The sequence below is a fragment of the Paraburkholderia sp. RAU6.4a genome, assembly GCF_050435625.1.
GTDB lineage: Bacteria > Pseudomonadota > Gammaproteobacteria > Burkholderiales > Burkholderiaceae > Paraburkholderia > Paraburkholderia tuberum.
Map to the genome: position 1 here is coordinate 1895283 of NZ_JBNDKQ010000003.1, position 13846 is coordinate 1909128.

Sequence of the window (13846 nt, forward strand, 5' to 3'; positions counted from 1 at the left end):
ATCACGCACGCAATGCCGGCCGCGCTTGCGCCAGAATCGCCGGCAATGCCTCGAACGAATCGATCAGCGCGTCGCAGAGCGGCAGGTCGGCGCCGCTCGCGCTGCCATAGCCGTAGCTGACGATGAAGACCGGCAGACCGGCCGCGCGCGCCGCCGCGACATCGACCGATGAATCGCCGACCAGCACACAACGTTCGGGCTCGACATCGAGCAGCCGGCACGCGTGCCAAAGCGGCTCGGGCGACGGCTTCATGCTCGCCACGGTGTCGCCCGCGACCAGCCCGTCCAGATAAGCGGCAAGCCCCGTTTTGTCGAGCAGCGCCGCCGCCAGCGCCTGCGGTTTGTTGGTCACGCACGCGCAGCGGTGCCCGTGCTGCTGCAACGCGCGCAGCCCGGCCATCGCGCCAGGAAAAACCCGACCCAGCGCCGCGTTGGTCACTGCGTAGTGCCGCTCGAATACCGCTTGCGCGTGCTCCAGTTCGACGCGCTCACCGAGGCCCGCCGCATCCAGCGAGCGTTGCACGAGCTTGCGCAAGCCGTTGCCGATGAAGCCGGTCACCCTGTCGTACGGCAGCGGCGTGGCGCCGAAGTCCGTCAGCATCAGGCCGGCAGCCGCGACGATGTCCGGAGCGGTATCGACCATCGTACCGTCGAGATCGATCAGGACAGCGTGGTAGTCGCGGTTCATTGCCGTGACGCGCTCGCGTTCGCCTGGTCCGCGTTCAGTGCGCCGTGCGCGGCCGAATCGGGACGACGCGTGGCGTCTTGATGCCAGCGGCGCAGTGTCGCCAGATCCACCCAGCGATGCCATTCGCCGCGCACCATCGCAACGATCGGCGCGTGCGGATCGCCGAGATGAGGCAGCACGGCCAGCGCGCCGTCGAAGTCCTCGCGCGCGGTAAAAGCGCTCGGCGTGACCACGACGGGCACGCGCGCGGCGCGCGCCGCCAGCAGGCCGTTGCGCGAGTCCTCGAAGGCGAGACAGGCCGCGGGCTGCAAGCCGAGCTGTTCGAGCACGTGGCGATAGACGTCGGGAGAGGGCTTTTTTGCCGGCGTGGTGCCGGCGTCGCCGATCGCCGCGAAGCGATGGCGCCAACTGGCGCCGAAATGCGCTTGCAGCAGCGCGTCAAGGTTGGCGGGAGTCGTGGTCGTCGCGATCGCCACGCGTAGACCGGCCTCGTTCGCCTCGTCGATCAGACGCACGATGCCGGGTCGTAGCGGCACGCCGCGCTCGCGCATGCGCTCGGTGTAGTGGCGCGTCTTCAGCGCGTGCAGCGCGTCGACGGCCTCTCGCGCTCGCGGGCCCCCGGCTTCCTCGCACTCGACCGTGCGCCAGTAATGCAGCAGACGCTCCTTGCCGCCCGCCACTTTCAGCAAGCTGGAATAGAGCGCTTCGTCCCAGAACCAGTCGAGGCCCGCTTCGGCGAACGCGGCGTTGAATGCGTGCAGATGAGCAGTCTCGGTGTCGGCGAGCGTGCCGTCGACGTCGAAGATGAGGGCTTGCATCGTGCGGTCCTCGCAAGGGTGGGGTGCCGTTCAGACACGCACCACGATAGCCGAGCCGTCCGCCGATTCAAATTCAGAGATTCTTTCGCCGCCGATAAGCGGGACTTTGTGTGCCGGCACGCACCGAACACGCACGCCGCGCCGCGTCATTTGCCCAACTGCGGATCGGTCACGAAGCCCAGCTTCGTCAGTCCGCCACGCTGCGCCGCCGACATCACGATCGCCACCCGCTCGTACGCCACCTTGCGATCGGCGCGCAAATGCAGCTCCGGCTGCGGCGTCGCGAGGGCGGCTTGCGCGATGCGCGCGCGCAAGGCGTCGTCGGTCACGGGCTGACCGTCCCACAGCACCGTACCGTCCGCCTGCACCGCGACGTCCACGTGCGCGGGCTTGAGCGCTTCCGGCTGACTGCTCGCGTGCGGCAGATCGATCCTGACCGCGTGTTGCAGCGCCGGAATGGTGACGAGAAAAATGATCAGCAGTACCAGCATCACGTCGACGAGCGGCGTCATGTTGATCTCGTTCATCAAACCTTGATCGTCGTCGTCGGAGAAAGGGCTCATTGCCATTCGAGGTCTCCGTCGCGGTTTGCGTTCGTCGCGTTGGTGCCGCGCGGCACCACACGCATCTGCGGCCCGGCGCTCGACGGCAACTGTGAGCCGGTCACGAAGTACGCGTGCAAGCCGTGCGCGAAGCGCTTCAGGCGCGCGACGATCGAGCGGTTCGCGCGCGTCAGGCCGTTGTAGCCGAGCACGGCGGGAATTGCGACGAAGAGCCCGAACGCCGTCATGATCAGCGACTCGCCGACCGGGCCGGCGACATGATCGATCGAGGTCTGACCGGTCTCGCCGATCACGATCAGCGCATGGTAGATGCCCCACACGGTGCCGAACAGCCCGACGAAAGGCGCGGTGCTGCCGATCGACGCGAGAATCGCGAGGCCGCTTTGCAGGCGCGCGATCGTCTCGTCCATCGTGTCCTGCAGACGCCGGGTGATCCAGTCGGACACGTCGATGCGGTCGTGCAGATGCTGCTGCGTCTGCCGATGGTGCGTCGCGGCTTCATGGCCCGCCAGCGCGAGCGCGAGCAGCGGGTTGTCGTGCGCGCCCGATTCCGGATGGCCGAGGCTGCGCAGCCCGTCCTCGAACCGGTCCGCGCTCCAGAAGCGCGCGTCGCTCCGGGTTGCGCGCCTGAGGCGGATCAGTTGCCACAGCTTCACGATGATCACCGTCCACGACAGCACCGACATGATCACGAGCACGCTCAGAATGCCGCGCGTGACGATATCACCTGAATCCCAGACGTTTGCGAGTCCGTAGTGTTGCATGGCGAGTTCCTTCGTTTGGTGTCCCTGGTCTGTTTGGCGGTGCGCTCACCCTGTTGCGTCACTCGGTCAGTCCGAACACGAACGACTGCGAGTACGCGGCGCGCACCGGCGTGCCGTTTTCGGTGTACGGCTGGCAGGCGCCCGCATGGACGGCGGCGAGCGCCGCGTCGTCGAGCCGCGCGGAGCCGCTGCTGGTTTGCAGCTGCGCCGTTTCGATATGCCCGCTCAGCCCGACGACGAAACGCACGATCGCCGTGCCATGCTCGCCGCGCCGCTTCGCGATGTCGGGATAGTCGGGCTTCGGAATCGAGCAGTCGACGTGCGACACGTTGCGCGGCTCGGTCGACGCGGGCACCGCCGGACGGACGGCGGAAGCCGATGCCGCCGACGGCACGGCGGCTGTTGGCACGGCGGCCTGCGTGACGGGCTGCGCGGTGCTTTCGCGTGTCGGAGACGGTGTCGGCACAGGCTTTTCCACACTGCGCGGCACCTGCGCGCGAGGCTGCGGCGCCGGTTTGACGCGCACGGCGGGGTGCGTGACCGGCGGCGTTGGCGCCGTCGGAACGACAGCGGCGGGTGGGGGCGGCGCGGGAGGTGAAACAACCGGAGCGGGAGGCTCGGGGCTCAGCAGCGACGCGGTGATCGTGCGCGGCTCGACCGGACGCTCGACGATCCGGTTACGCGCGCTCAACGCGATGGCGAGCAGCACCAGATGCGCGGCGATCACGGCGCCCAGCACGATGGCCGCGCGACGGTAACCGGCCGCGGCATTCGTAGGACTTGCTGGGTTCACCATGGCAACTTGCAGCATCATCGCCACCTCCGCGCTCATTGTCCCCCGCCGACCCCGCTTTTCAAACCCGCGACGGCCGGCGCGAAGCAATTCGGGAAAATCTCCCGCCGATCCGCGTTGTCAAACAATCGCCCGGTGGGCTACCTTGAAATGATGACGCGAACCATCGCGGCGCCGCCATATCAACCCGGAGTACAACGATGCTGGAGACACGGATTTTCCCCCGACCACCACGCCGTTCCCTCGCGCTGGCCTGCGCGCTCGTGCTGGCCGCGAGCGCCGCGCATGCCGCGGCCGCGCCGCTCGCCTACGTGACGAGCGAGAAGGCCGGCGTCGGCGTGATAGATCTCGACCAGATGACGCTCACGCAGACCTTTCCGGTCGGCGCCGGTGGCCCGCGCGGCCTGAGCCTGAACGCAGACGGCACGCGTCTGCTGGTCGCCAACAAGAACACGAACGATCTCGCGGTGATCGACACCGCCACGGGCAAGGTCGTCCAGCGCGTGAAGATCGGCAAAAACCCTGAATATGTGCGGGTGCGCAACGGCTACGCGTACGTGACCTACGAGCCCGGCGAGGACGGCGGGCCGCCGGGAGCCAAACCCGACGCGAAGGGGGACAATAAGCCCGCAGCGAACGCGGGCAACAAGCCCGGCGCGGACGACGACGACGCGAACAAGCCGCCCGCCGAAATCGCGATCATCGATATGAAAAACTGGCACGTGATCCGTTCGGTCACGAGCGGCCACGAAACCGAAGGCATCGAATTCTCGCGCGACGGTCAGATGATGCTGGTCACCAACGAAGGCGACGATACGGTGTCGATCTATCACACACGAACCGGCGCGCCGATCCGAACCGTGAAGCTCGCGGCGGGCGGGCGGCCGCGCGGCATCCGGCTGTCGCCTGACGGCAAGCATTATGTTGTCACGCTGGAGTCGCTCAGCAAGTTCGTCGTGATCGACGCGCACACGTTCGACGTAGTCAAGACCGTCGACACCAAACTCGGGCCCTATGGCGTCGCGTTCGGTCCCAACGGTCAGCGGCTTTTCGTGGCCGCCGCGCGCGACAAGGTGGTGCAGGTGTTCGACGGCCACACGTACGAACATGTCGCCGATGTGCCGGTCGGCCAGCGCTGCTGGCATTTCAGCTTCACGCCGGACGGCTCGAAGCTGATGGTCGCGTGCGGTCGCTCCGACGCGGTCTACGTGCTCGACGCGAAGAGCTATCAGCCGCTCAAGCAGATCGGCGAGCTGCCGCTCGCGTGGGGCATCGTCACGTATCCGCACAGCGACGGCTCGATCGAATCGCATTGAGCGAAGCGGGCGAATGAGCTGTTATCGGGTCCTGCCATACCAGTACGTTCGCGCGCGGCACCGCCGCCGCGAGCTGTTCGCGGGTGAGGATCATTGCGCGTCTCCAAAAACGAAACAGCCCCGTCGAAGCGGGGCTGTGTTGATGAAACAGGCGGGGAAATCAGGAAGTGCGACGCGTCGCGAGTGCCCGGTCGATGAACCAGAAGGTCACCGTCCCGCTAAAAATTTCCATGTCACTTGACGTCCAGATAAGATCCGTCGCATCCGCAAGCGATGCAACGAGCTCGTTCAAGAAGAAGGACTCCCTAAGTCAGCAACCTATATAAGAGAGCAGGCGAGCCGCCGCGCAACCGACTACCTTTTGATGAGCCGCCTGACGGCGAGTCGGACAGACTGCGGGAGCCTGGAAAAAGCCCCGCGGGAGAGGCGATACAAAACATATCTCGTCATCACGCGGATAATCTTCTGGTCGAGGGGCAAGGAGTTCAGCGTGGTTTTTGGAAAGACCTCATAGTCGGACGGTTGCCCAAAGCCCAAAAACATCGAGATCTGGTCATTCAACCGGGTGATGAATTCGGTATTGACGATAATCGGCTCGGACCTTTGGATTTCGCTGTCTACCTGGAGGAAGACGCTTTTCCTGACGAAATTCTTGTTGTTGACGGGCCTCGCTCTGTGTATGCCGTATGTGTTGTAGATCAGCAAGGAGCCACTGGGCATCTTGAAGCTTCTGATCGCGGACTCGTAGTTCGCTTCGATAAACTCGTCGGTATAGTCGCTATATGCCTTTTCGCCCGACCAAAGGTGAGAGCCTTCGATATATTGAAACTCGCCATCCTCGACATCCGAGACATAAAAAATAAAAATGATTCCCGGAATATGAGCGAATGCTTTGTCAGTCTTGTTGTCGGTGTGCCACTGCATATGGTGTCCACCATATGTTTCATAATAACGCAGCGCTTTCAGCCGGAATTCGTTGCCCAGATATCGCTCGCAGATTTTGAGCACTAACGACGAGGTGGCAAAGTTGTAGAAGGTCTTCGAAACTGCGAGAAGATTGGTCAGGTAGTACTGTTTCTCGGAGTAGACGCCGCTGATGGAGTTTTCATTCAGCCCAATTCTCGTTTGTGTCGCGTCGCGCTCGATGGTTTTCAGCGTGTGTTGCGATATCGCCGAGGGGAAGGCGTAATATCCATTTACATTTAGATTGCTGACGATCTGATCGATGTCGACAGAGAGAAACTCACTGCAAAATAATGCTGCTTCATTTTGCTTGTCACCGGCCCGGACACGACGTGAGCTTGCCGGTGTCTCGTCGACGCTGATTTCAAGGCTGCAGCCCGAATCGTCAATATTGAGGGGCGCGCTTGCCATTGCTTTCTCCCATGGTTTTTTGGACCTCTCACTGCCCGTTTGTCGAATCGAAATGGATAAATGGATGCTAGTTGCAGGGACGTCGTCGAAATCGCGGAGTCGGAAGACGACAAGATTTTGGCCAGCCGAGACCCGAGGCTGCGCCAGTTAGCGAAAAGATCACGAGCCGTGATCTCTGATCGTCTCCCGATTGTGTGACGAGAACCGCGCCTGGCGCCGCGAAGCCGAAACCGGAGCTGCGGCAGCTGAAGAGGCACCGGCGCCTCTGTTTCATTTGCAACACTCCCGCCGCTCATGCGACGTTCATTGTGTTGCATCGACCGGTTGAATCCGCCCGGTCCCCGCTTCGCGAAAAAGCGCGACGTCTGCTTCCGGGCAAGCGGTTCCGAGCATGAAGTACGTCATATAGAGCATCCGCAGCAGACTCACCATCGTCTCTGCCGTCCCGTGCCCGGATCGAAAGACTGCCAGAGCAAGATGGCCTTCCAGAGAAAGATCGCTCAAGAAAGCCACACGCACCATAAAGCCCTCGATTGAAGAGATCCTGCATAGGGACCGGCAGCTTTTGCGTCAGGAATAAAAATGCGGTGCCGTCGACAACCCAGTACCGTACGAGCCATCTGCCGCCACAGCCGGTCCCTGCTGATCGAGGATTGTTCAATCAGTGCCGTATTGAGGTGACCGTGGCCCGTAAAGCAGCCCGTTCGGCGGCCCGGCATGCAGAAGCCGATAGCTCGTCACTCCGGCAATATCGTGCCCCCTGTCCGTCAGCGAATTCGCAACCTGCTTGATCGCTGCCATGACCAGCATGCCGATCAGGCTACCGCCAGCATTGTTGTTGCCCTCATTGCTGTTGGCGCTCGCACTACCCTGCCATAGCACGTCACCGGTCTTGAGATCGACCAGCCTGGCGGACGCCGTTACTACTGTTGCACTGTCGACGATGTGGTACACGGAGCCGTACTGTGTGATCTTCGAATACAGCGCGGCGTCAGCACCGAAGATCTCCCGAAGCTTCGCGGGGGAGGTTGCCTGAATATCGGCCGGGACGGTCAGGCCGTTCTGGCGGAATGTCTCATCCATCACCGCCACTGGCACCACGTAGTAACCCGATTCGGCGAGTGGCATCGTCATCTGCGAAAGCATGCTGTTCGTCGCCTGCACGTCGGTCGTGTCGTTTTCGGGCGGTAGAACGAGGATTGAGTGCGGCCGGCTGTTCCTGAAAGCGGTGTAATCGGCATGCTTGACGGGTTGCGCACACGCAGCTAACAACGCGAACGTCGAGAGGGCAAACCAAAGTCTGAAAGAAAGGAATCTGGACATGACGACTCGCTTAAGGCTGTTTCGTTTTATGTTTCATCAGGAAGTCCATGTAGGTCGAGGACTCCGGAAACAGTTGCTTCTCGGACTCGAACTCCTGCATGGCCTGGGTGTCGTTCCCGACACTCGCGTACAGCATGCCCAATTGTGCATGAAATCCCGGCGGCGGCATGTGCCCCTTGCCGCTGATGTCCTGGAGGGCCTTTTCCAGCGCATCGATCTGCTCCTGCGGAGCCTTTTCTCCCTTGAGATAGTCGTACACGGCGGGCTGGTAGCCGGTCCACTGGTAAAGCGGCTGGGGGCGGTTCGCCGCGCATCCCGTGAGGAGCATGGCTGTCGCCATTACTGGCAGACAGATTCCCCGCATCATGCGGCTATGTTTCATCGTGAATCGCGTCATTATGTTTATTGCAGCTACGGTTGAAAGTGGATGGCCGCAATGGCCCGGCGCACTTACTGTGCGGCCTTGAGCGTACCTGCATCGACCTGCTCGACCAGGTGATTGACGGCCTCCTGGATCGCCAGATCGAGCACCTTGCCGTTGAGCGTCGAGTCGTAGCCGGCGGTTCCGCCAAAGCCGATGACTTCACGGTTCGAAAGGCTGAATTCACCTGCCCCCTGGCTCGACGCCACGACTTCCGATGTCGTCGTGTCGACGACGTTCAGGCTGACCTTTGCGTAGGCCACCTGACTCTTGCCTCGGCCGAGGATGCCAAATAGCTGCCGGTCGCCAACCTCCTTGCGACCGAACTCCGTTACGTCCCCGGTGATGACGAAGCGTGCCCCCTTGATCGATTGTGCTTTTTTGAGGAAGCCTGCTTCCTGGCGGATTTCGTCGAGGTTGTCGCGATCGAGCACATTGAAGCGCCCAGTCTGCTGGAGCGCCGTCATCAGGATGGTTTTGGACTGACCACCGAGACGGTCAACGCCGTCCGAGAAGATGCCGCGCATATAGCTCGACCGGTTGTCGAACTTGCCGACTGAAATGCCGATGGGTTGGCCCACCGCTGGCTTCTGCGCACTGGCGACGGGGGGCACCGGCAGCGAGCGCGACGACTCGGTTGCACATCCGCCCAGCGCCACCACAACGGCAACAGCAACGGCTCCAAGCCCATTCGTTTTCGATAACTTCATTTTGTTTTCCTCTTTGTTGAAACGCCGAAAACCGGGATAGCGTCGGCGGGGTGAATATCAGAATTGAGCGGTCAACTGGAAACCGAGCGTCACGCGCGCAGTGGGAAAATCTGACGGCTTGTAGATCGGCGTCCCGGCGAACAGGTCATAGGCGAGCGCGCCAGTCTTTGCTGATGCACTACCGCGCACACCGATCACCGCACCTGCCAGCTGTGTACCGGCGAGATATGCGGCGTTCGGTCCGAATACGTGCCCGTAGTCGATGCCTGCGTAAAGTGACTGCCCCGTCGATCCAATCGGAACCTGCAACTCGTTGCGCCAGAAGAAGCCGCGTTCGGCCGCGAGCATCGTTTCGCCGTCGAAGCCGCGCACCGTGTAGCGGCTGCCGATGGTCAGGTCATCGATGTAGTTCAGCGTATTGTTCGTGAACTGGCCGTGCACGCTCGTCACGTAACGCAATGGCTGGCTTGCTATCCTGAACGGCATTGACAGGTTCGCGTCGAGCACCGCCATGCGGAAGCGGTAAGTCGGGCCATTCTCGTAGAAGTCTGGTGTCGCCCCGAGTCCGCCCACACCCTGACGGTACCCGAGGCTGCCGTCGAACTGCGAGCTGCCGAAGTAGTGGCGATCGGTAAGGCTGGCCTCGATGAACGTGTTGTTGCGCCGCTGCTGCGGGATGTCGGTGTCTTCAATGAAGCTTTCACCGAAGCGCTTCGTCAGGCGGAACTGCGCGCCAAGTACGTTGTTCTGGCTGCGCATGAGCACGCGCTGTAGCCTGAAGTCCACCGTCTGCGCATTGCCGCTCGAAACGAAAGTCGCGTTCGCGCCCGCGATCTGCTGGTAATACGTGTTCGTGTAGGCCGATAGCGTGCCGGTCCAGTAGCCCCACGGAACCGAATAGAAGCCGTTCCAGCCGTGCGAACCGAGACCTTTGTCACCGAATTCGAGGTCCTGACTCACACCGACGTTGAAAATGTCGTTCAGCCCGAGCGGATTGTCGATGCCAAGGCTCAGGTTGCCTTGCAGCTTGCCGGTGGCCCGCGTGCCTGAGTTGTCCACCGAGGCGACCACCGTCCAGGGCTTCGCGCGCTTTACCGTGACGACCACATCGCTTTCGCCCGGTACGTCAGTGGGTTCGACTTTCATGTCAACGTCCTGACTGCTGACGCGCTTCATCTGTTCGAGTCCCTGTTCGAGGTCACGCAGGTTCAGCATGTCACCCTCGCGGGCCGGGAAGGCGGTTTTCCATGTGCCGCGCGTGGCGGGATCGGCAAAGCGGATCGTGCGCACGACACCCGGCACCAGTGCGAACTTCAGCACGCCGCTTGACAGGTCCTGTTCGGGTAACAGTACGCGTGTGGTGATATAGCCGCGACCGAGAATAGCCTGCTGCAATCCCTTGGTGAGCGTGTCGAGTCCCGCCTTGCCGATGCATTGCCCCCGGTAATGGTCGAGCCATTCGCGTGCGAAGGCAAAGCGGTCGAGCGGTAACGCGGACGCACCCTGTTTGCGCACGGCATCAGGTAACGTGGCAGGTACGTCGAGCAAAAACCATTCGATGCGAAAGCATGGCGTTTCAGCAGGCAGTTCCGGCCAGATGCTGGCCTTCGGCGCGGTCGAGCGTACCGAAGGCGCGTTGACGGTCTTCTCACGCTGCTGCGCGTCGCGTTGCTGCTGGAGCTGCTGGTTCTGTTCGGCATTGGCGCGCGCCGCTGCGGCTGTATCTGCCGGAGTCGGCGCCTGCTGCGCTAGTGAAGTCGAAGTACCTAGCGCAAAGAGCGCTGCCGCCAACGGAAGGACAGACAGCGCCGCCCTGCTGACCTGTAGAGATTGTTGCTTTGTCATGCCGGCCTTGTAACTAACCACACACCACCAAGAATCACTACTGCGCCGACCAGCTGAGTCGGCTTTAACACCTGCTCATGCAGCGCCGTGAACGCCAGTACGACCAGGATCGAGACGGCGACCATCAACGGATAGGCGACGCCCAGACTGGCCTTGCGAAGCGCAACCGCATAGAGAACAAATCCGACTCCGTAAGAGCCTATTGCGGCCACGCGGAGCAGAAGCGGCACCCATTCACCTACTGACGGTGTCGCCGCCCGAAGTGCGGCGAGCCGCAGCAGAACACTTGCCAGTCCGCTCAACATACCGCTGGCAATCAACGCGATCAACGACATGACTAGCACGCCACGGTGGAACGCACGCGCGTCTCAACGTGCGCCCGATCGCTTTCTGCGTTCGAGAAGATCTGCCCGAAACGGCTCGCGCCATTCAATGCGACGAGCACGATCGCGGGGAAAGCAAGGGAAAGGTTGCGGATCTCGTCGGTATAGCCGAAGAGCACGAACAGAATGAGGAGCGGCAGGAACGCGGCAAGGAAGTATCGTCTGTGGCTCTCACTGGTCTCCTGCCACGCACGGCGAAAGAACACCATCGTGGGGACAAGGATCAGCGGATTCTGAAGGCTCGGCGTCAGGATGCCCTTGGCAACCAGGTTATAGAAACGAACGTATGAAGCCGGGTTAAGCCAGAACAGCAGGTTTTCCTTCGCGTGAAACTCGATGAAACCGCCGCTGTTCGCTTCGTAGCCGTTCATGATGAAATGCCGGCTGACGAAACAGCATACCAACTGGAGCGCCAGCCAGCCGAACCGGCTGCGCATCGGGACGTCCCGCTGGTGCAGGAAGAACAACGCAAGTGGCACGAGAAAGAACGTTTCCTTATTGATCGAGAAAAACGCAATCGCCAGCGTGCAGGGGATCATCCAGCGCTTTAGCATGAAATAACATGCGCTGAACGCGCCCAGTATTTCGATGAAGTCGTAGTAGTACGCGCCCGCCTGGAACGTAAGTGGGTAGATGAAGCTGAAGCCAGCCAGAAACCCGAGTGCCTGCCCGAACGACAGGCCACGCATCCGCGCCAGCTTGTAGATCAGTAATAGCGCAAGCGCCATCGACAGCACCACGAAGAAATAGACGATGTGGTACGTGATGGCGACCGTCGGCGTCCAGTACGTGTCCGGGACGCCGCTGAAGTAGCTATGGTGCAGCGAATCATAGCGACTGATGGACTTGAACAGTTTCTGCTGGAGCGCGGGGTTCAGTTGCCCGGCCATGTACTTCGCCGCTTTGGCAAACGTGGAGCGGTAGACGTACGGCCGCGGAGCCGTCCCCTCGATCATGCTGACCAGCGTGAGGCTTTGCGCATAGCCGTCCAGCTTGTGATCGTCGCGAAATCCGAACTTCAGCAACACGCTGTTCGTGATGTTTCCTGCGCACACGAGCAGCAGGACGAATACGATCGGGAACCGGCAGAACGCCAGCATCCTGTTTCTGTTTTTCAAATTCATTTTGCAGGGACCTGTCAAAGCTGCACAAAGTGGGCCGTCATCACGGTGGCGACCATGATCAGAATGGTAAGGAGGCTGCCGTGATCTTCGATCAGATGGGCTAACGGGTCGTCATCCATTACGCCCCGCACGGTCTTGATCCACAGGCGCGCGAACAGGGCGATCAGGCCGCCCTTGAGGTCGGTGTTACCCACGACACTGATGTTGAATCCGCCGTCACCGGCCGAGATTCCAGCCTGTTCATTGACACCCGCATAGCTGCCGCTCGCGCTCGCGTCGGTGTGACTGAAGCTCGCACTGCCGCCGCCCTGGCTGATGCTGAATCCGCCGCCCGTACTTTCCTGATAATCCATGAGATTGTTGTTGCGACGACTACTTAATCAATCCCGCCTTGCGGAGTTGTTTGGGTAGCAAGCAGATATGCACGATCAGAAACATCACAAACAATGGAATGCCGATCCAGAGCAACGTCAGATTCTCGTCTAGGTTGAACATGATTCGGCATAAGCCGGCCACTACAAACGCGTAAACTCCGCTAGAGCCCACTGCAATGCTGCCAACTATCGTGATAGTGCGCTCTGCAGCGAGAATCTTTTGCCAATTCAATTCTTGCCTCCTGCCTTGTACACATCGTTAATGACGTTCAATCCTTTAGTCCCAACTCCAAACAGCAGAATACCTTGCGTGGTTCCGTAAGGTGCTGCCTGGCCAGTGAATGGAATCAGCGTACTGTTGTTGATACGCGGCACTGTGACGTCAAACATTGAACCTGAACGATTCAGGCCGTCTGCCGTACCCATTTTCAACGGCACTTGGGTTCTTAGCGCGCCGATAGCGAAGGCAAGGTTTGCAGCATCATAGACCGTATCCCCCCACGTGGGAGAGAGCTGGTTAAAGCCCCATCGCAACGGATTCGTACCGGGGGAACTGATACCGTTGTAACGGTTGTAGAGACCATCCCCGCCCTCAGTCATGTCACTTACGCCGACGGCTATCATTCCGGCACCGCCCAGGGCACAGCCCGCGCCAGTGGTCGCACAAATCCCCACACCGGTCTTGACCGTCACCCCGCCAAGAACAACCTTGGCCGCATCCTTCGCCGTGCCCAACGGATCACTCTTCACCATATCTCCGATCTTCTGTGTCGGCGTATAGACAAACAATCCCGCCTCCTGCTGACGATTCACCCAATCAATCTCCGGCCCAAGCTGCGACGCCTCAAGCTGGCTCACGTAATTCGCGTTGTACTGGTCGCTTCCCTGGGGATACTCGGCCCAGCATTTCACTACGTAGCACGCCGCCTGCGTCAGCTTTTTCTCTTCCGCCGCGTCGCCGTTGGCCTTATCCGCAATCGCCTTCTTCTCATCCGGATGCAACTGCCTATTAAACCGGTCCACGTTGTACCCCGAGACTGCACCTGCGTTGCCGCCGACCGCCGCGCCTGCGCCGGTGGCAATCGCATTGGCCACGATGTTCCCGAGAGCTTCATTCATTGCCGCATTGCCAGTCGGATTCGAACCGGCAATTGCATCGCTCAGGTTGTTCAACTGTCCGGCCGCAATCGACGCAATCGACGCAATCGCAGCGCCGGCAGCGCCACCGATGGCATTGCCACCTGCCAGGCCGGTCACAAGGGCCGCGCCCGCAGCCTGCACCATGGCGCGATCTGTGCCGCCTTCCTTCCACGCGTTCATGCCTGCCTGATCGCCTGCAGCGGCTGCATC

The 13846-nt window shown here is 61.3% G+C and carries 16 protein-coding genes and 1 pseudogene; 1 reads left to right on the forward strand and 16 read right to left on the reverse strand.

Annotated features, from left to right (window positions below; translation table 11 throughout):
• Nucleotide 1: 1 nt before the first annotated feature.
• From gph to OKW40_RS33335, 5 genes are all read right to left on the reverse strand, one after another.
• A complete protein-coding gene (gene gph, locus OKW40_RS33315; protein WP_429493419.1) occupies nucleotides 2-688 on the reverse strand; it encodes a phosphoglycolate phosphatase in 687 nt (228 codons plus the stop codon).
• Nucleotides 685-1506 carry an HAD family hydrolase gene (locus tag OKW40_RS33320; RefSeq protein ID WP_429493420.1) on the reverse strand — a complete coding sequence of 274 codons (822 nt, stop codon included), beginning with the start codon at nucleotides 1504-1506 and terminating at the stop codon, nucleotides 685-687. The genes gph and OKW40_RS33320 overlap by 4 nt, the downstream gene beginning before the upstream one ends.
• A 146-nt stretch (nucleotides 1507-1652) precedes the next feature.
• The gene (locus OKW40_RS33325) at nucleotides 1653-2075 is read right to left on the reverse strand and encodes an ExbD/TolR family protein (RefSeq protein WP_429352421.1); all 423 of its coding nucleotides are present in this window, start codon (nucleotides 2073-2075) and stop codon (nucleotides 1653-1655) included.
• On the reverse strand, nucleotides 2066-2833 hold the full coding sequence (locus tag OKW40_RS33330; RefSeq protein WP_429493421.1) for a MotA/TolQ/ExbB proton channel family protein: 768 nt from the start codon (nucleotides 2831-2833) through the stop codon (nucleotides 2066-2068). The genes OKW40_RS33325 and OKW40_RS33330 overlap by 10 nt, the downstream gene beginning before the upstream one ends.
• A gap of 58 nt (nucleotides 2834-2891) precedes the next feature.
• Entirely contained in the window at nucleotides 2892-3647 is a 756-nt protein-coding gene (locus OKW40_RS33335) for a TonB family protein (RefSeq protein WP_429493422.1), read from the reverse strand.
• 179 nt (nucleotides 3648-3826) lie between these two features.
• Between OKW40_RS33335 and OKW40_RS33340 the strand changes: the two genes are divergently transcribed.
• Nucleotides 3827-4942: a beta-propeller fold lactonase family protein gene (locus tag OKW40_RS33340; protein WP_429352419.1), complete on the forward strand. Its 1116-nt coding sequence runs from the start codon at nucleotides 3827-3829 to the stop codon at nucleotides 4940-4942.
• A 354-nt stretch (nucleotides 4943-5296) separates the two neighbouring features.
• Here the strand turns inward: OKW40_RS33340 and OKW40_RS33345 are convergent, their stop codons facing one another.
• From OKW40_RS33345 to OKW40_RS33395, 11 genes and pseudogenes are all read right to left on the reverse strand, one after another.
• Nucleotides 5297-6316, reverse strand: coding sequence for a phytanoyl-CoA dioxygenase family protein (locus OKW40_RS33345; protein WP_429493423.1), 1020 nt, complete (start codon nucleotides 6314-6316; stop codon nucleotides 5297-5299).
• A 303-nt stretch (nucleotides 6317-6619) separates the two neighbouring features.
• On the reverse strand, nucleotides 6620-6838 hold the full coding sequence (locus OKW40_RS33350; protein WP_429493424.1) for a hypothetical protein: 219 nt from the start codon (nucleotides 6836-6838) through the stop codon (nucleotides 6620-6622).
• Nucleotides 6839-6973: 135 nt separating this feature from the next.
• Complete coding sequence (locus OKW40_RS33355; protein WP_429493425.1) at nucleotides 6974-7639, reverse strand: DUF799 domain-containing protein; 666 nt, start codon at nucleotides 7637-7639, stop codon at nucleotides 6974-6976.
• Nucleotides 7640-7649: 10 nt separating this feature from the next.
• Nucleotides 7650-8021 carry a DUF4810 domain-containing protein gene (locus tag OKW40_RS33360; protein ID WP_429352414.1) on the reverse strand — a complete coding sequence of 124 codons (372 nt, stop codon included), beginning with the start codon at nucleotides 8019-8021 and terminating at the stop codon, nucleotides 7650-7652.
• Between the two features lie 68 nt (nucleotides 8022-8089).
• Complete coding sequence (locus OKW40_RS33365) at nucleotides 8090-8770, reverse strand: CsgG/HfaB family protein (protein ID WP_184032469.1); 681 nt, start codon at nucleotides 8768-8770, stop codon at nucleotides 8090-8092.
• Nucleotides 8771-8827: 57 nt separating this feature from the next.
• Nucleotides 8828-10615 carry a ShlB/FhaC/HecB family hemolysin secretion/activation protein gene (locus tag OKW40_RS33370; protein WP_429493426.1) on the reverse strand — a complete coding sequence of 596 codons (1788 nt, stop codon included), beginning with the start codon at nucleotides 10613-10615 and terminating at the stop codon, nucleotides 8828-8830.
• Entirely contained in the window at nucleotides 10612-10950 is a 339-nt protein-coding gene (locus OKW40_RS33375; RefSeq protein ID WP_429493427.1) for a small multidrug resistance protein, read from the reverse strand. Before OKW40_RS33375 ends, OKW40_RS33370 begins: the two co-directional genes overlap by 4 nt.
• Before the next feature lie 2 nt (nucleotides 10951-10952).
• Complete coding sequence (locus tag OKW40_RS33380; protein ID WP_429493428.1) at nucleotides 10953-12122, reverse strand: hypothetical protein; 1170 nt, start codon at nucleotides 12120-12122, stop codon at nucleotides 10953-10955.
• Nucleotides 12123-12280: 158 nt separating this feature from the next.
• Nucleotides 12281-12469: pseudogene (locus OKW40_RS33385) on the reverse strand (hypothetical protein); the annotation flags it as partial.
• A gap of 25 nt (nucleotides 12470-12494) precedes the next feature.
• Nucleotides 12495-12728 (reverse strand): hypothetical protein, encoded by a 234-nt coding sequence (locus OKW40_RS33390; protein WP_429493429.1) that lies wholly within the window; start codon nucleotides 12726-12728, stop codon nucleotides 12495-12497.
• Nucleotides 12725-13816 (reverse strand): hypothetical protein, encoded by a 1092-nt coding sequence (locus OKW40_RS33395; RefSeq protein WP_429493430.1) that lies wholly within the window; start codon nucleotides 13814-13816, stop codon nucleotides 12725-12727. Before OKW40_RS33395 ends, OKW40_RS33390 begins: the two co-directional genes overlap by 4 nt.
• Nucleotides 13817-13846: the final 30 nt, after the last annotated feature.

What these genes read in the sequence shown, in the direction of transcription:
- gph (WP_429493419.1), bottom strand. Translation starts at nt 688, where the DNA reads ATGAACCGCGACTACCACGCTGTCCTGATCGATCTCGACGGTACGATG.
- OKW40_RS33380 (WP_429493428.1), bottom strand. Translation starts at nt 12,122, where the DNA reads ATGAATTTGAAAAACAGAAACAGGATGCTGGCGTTCTGCCGGTTCCCG.
- OKW40_RS33375 (WP_429493427.1), bottom strand. Translation starts at nt 10,950, where the DNA reads ATGTCGTTGATCGCGTTGATTGCCAGCGGTATGTTGAGCGGACTGGCA.
- OKW40_RS33360 (WP_429352414.1), bottom strand. Translation starts at nt 8,021, where the DNA reads ATGAAACATAGCCGCATGATGCGGGGAATCTGTCTGCCAGTAATGGCG.
- OKW40_RS33330 (WP_429493421.1), bottom strand. Translation starts at nt 2,833, where the DNA reads ATGCAACACTACGGACTCGCAAACGTCTGGGATTCAGGTGATATCGTC.
- OKW40_RS33325 (WP_429352421.1), bottom strand. Translation starts at nt 2,075, where the DNA reads ATGGCAATGAGCCCTTTCTCCGACGACGACGATCAAGGTTTGATGAAC.
- OKW40_RS33355 (WP_429493425.1), bottom strand. Translation starts at nt 7,639, where the DNA reads ATGTCCAGATTCCTTTCTTTCAGACTTTGGTTTGCCCTCTCGACGTTC.
- OKW40_RS33370 (WP_429493426.1), bottom strand. Translation starts at nt 10,615, where the DNA reads ATGACAAAGCAACAATCTCTACAGGTCAGCAGGGCGGCGCTGTCTGTC.
- OKW40_RS33340 (WP_429352419.1), top strand. Translation starts at nt 3,827, where the DNA reads ATGCTGGAGACACGGATTTTCCCCCGACCACCACGCCGTTCCCTCGCG.
- OKW40_RS33335 (WP_429493422.1), bottom strand. Translation starts at nt 3,647, where the DNA reads ATGATGCTGCAAGTTGCCATGGTGAACCCAGCAAGTCCTACGAATGCC.
- OKW40_RS33395 (WP_429493430.1), bottom strand. Translation starts at nt 13,816, where the DNA reads ATGAACGCGTGGAAGGAAGGCGGCACAGATCGCGCCATGGTGCAGGCT.
- OKW40_RS33320 (WP_429493420.1), bottom strand. Translation starts at nt 1,506, where the DNA reads ATGCAAGCCCTCATCTTCGACGTCGACGGCACGCTCGCCGACACCGAG.
- OKW40_RS33365 (WP_184032469.1), bottom strand. Translation starts at nt 8,770, where the DNA reads ATGAAGTTATCGAAAACGAATGGGCTTGGAGCCGTTGCTGTTGCCGTT.
- OKW40_RS33350 (WP_429493424.1), bottom strand. Translation starts at nt 6,838, where the DNA reads ATGGTGCGTGTGGCTTTCTTGAGCGATCTTTCTCTGGAAGGCCATCTT.
- OKW40_RS33345 (WP_429493423.1), bottom strand. Translation starts at nt 6,316, where the DNA reads ATGGCAAGCGCGCCCCTCAATATTGACGATTCGGGCTGCAGCCTTGAA.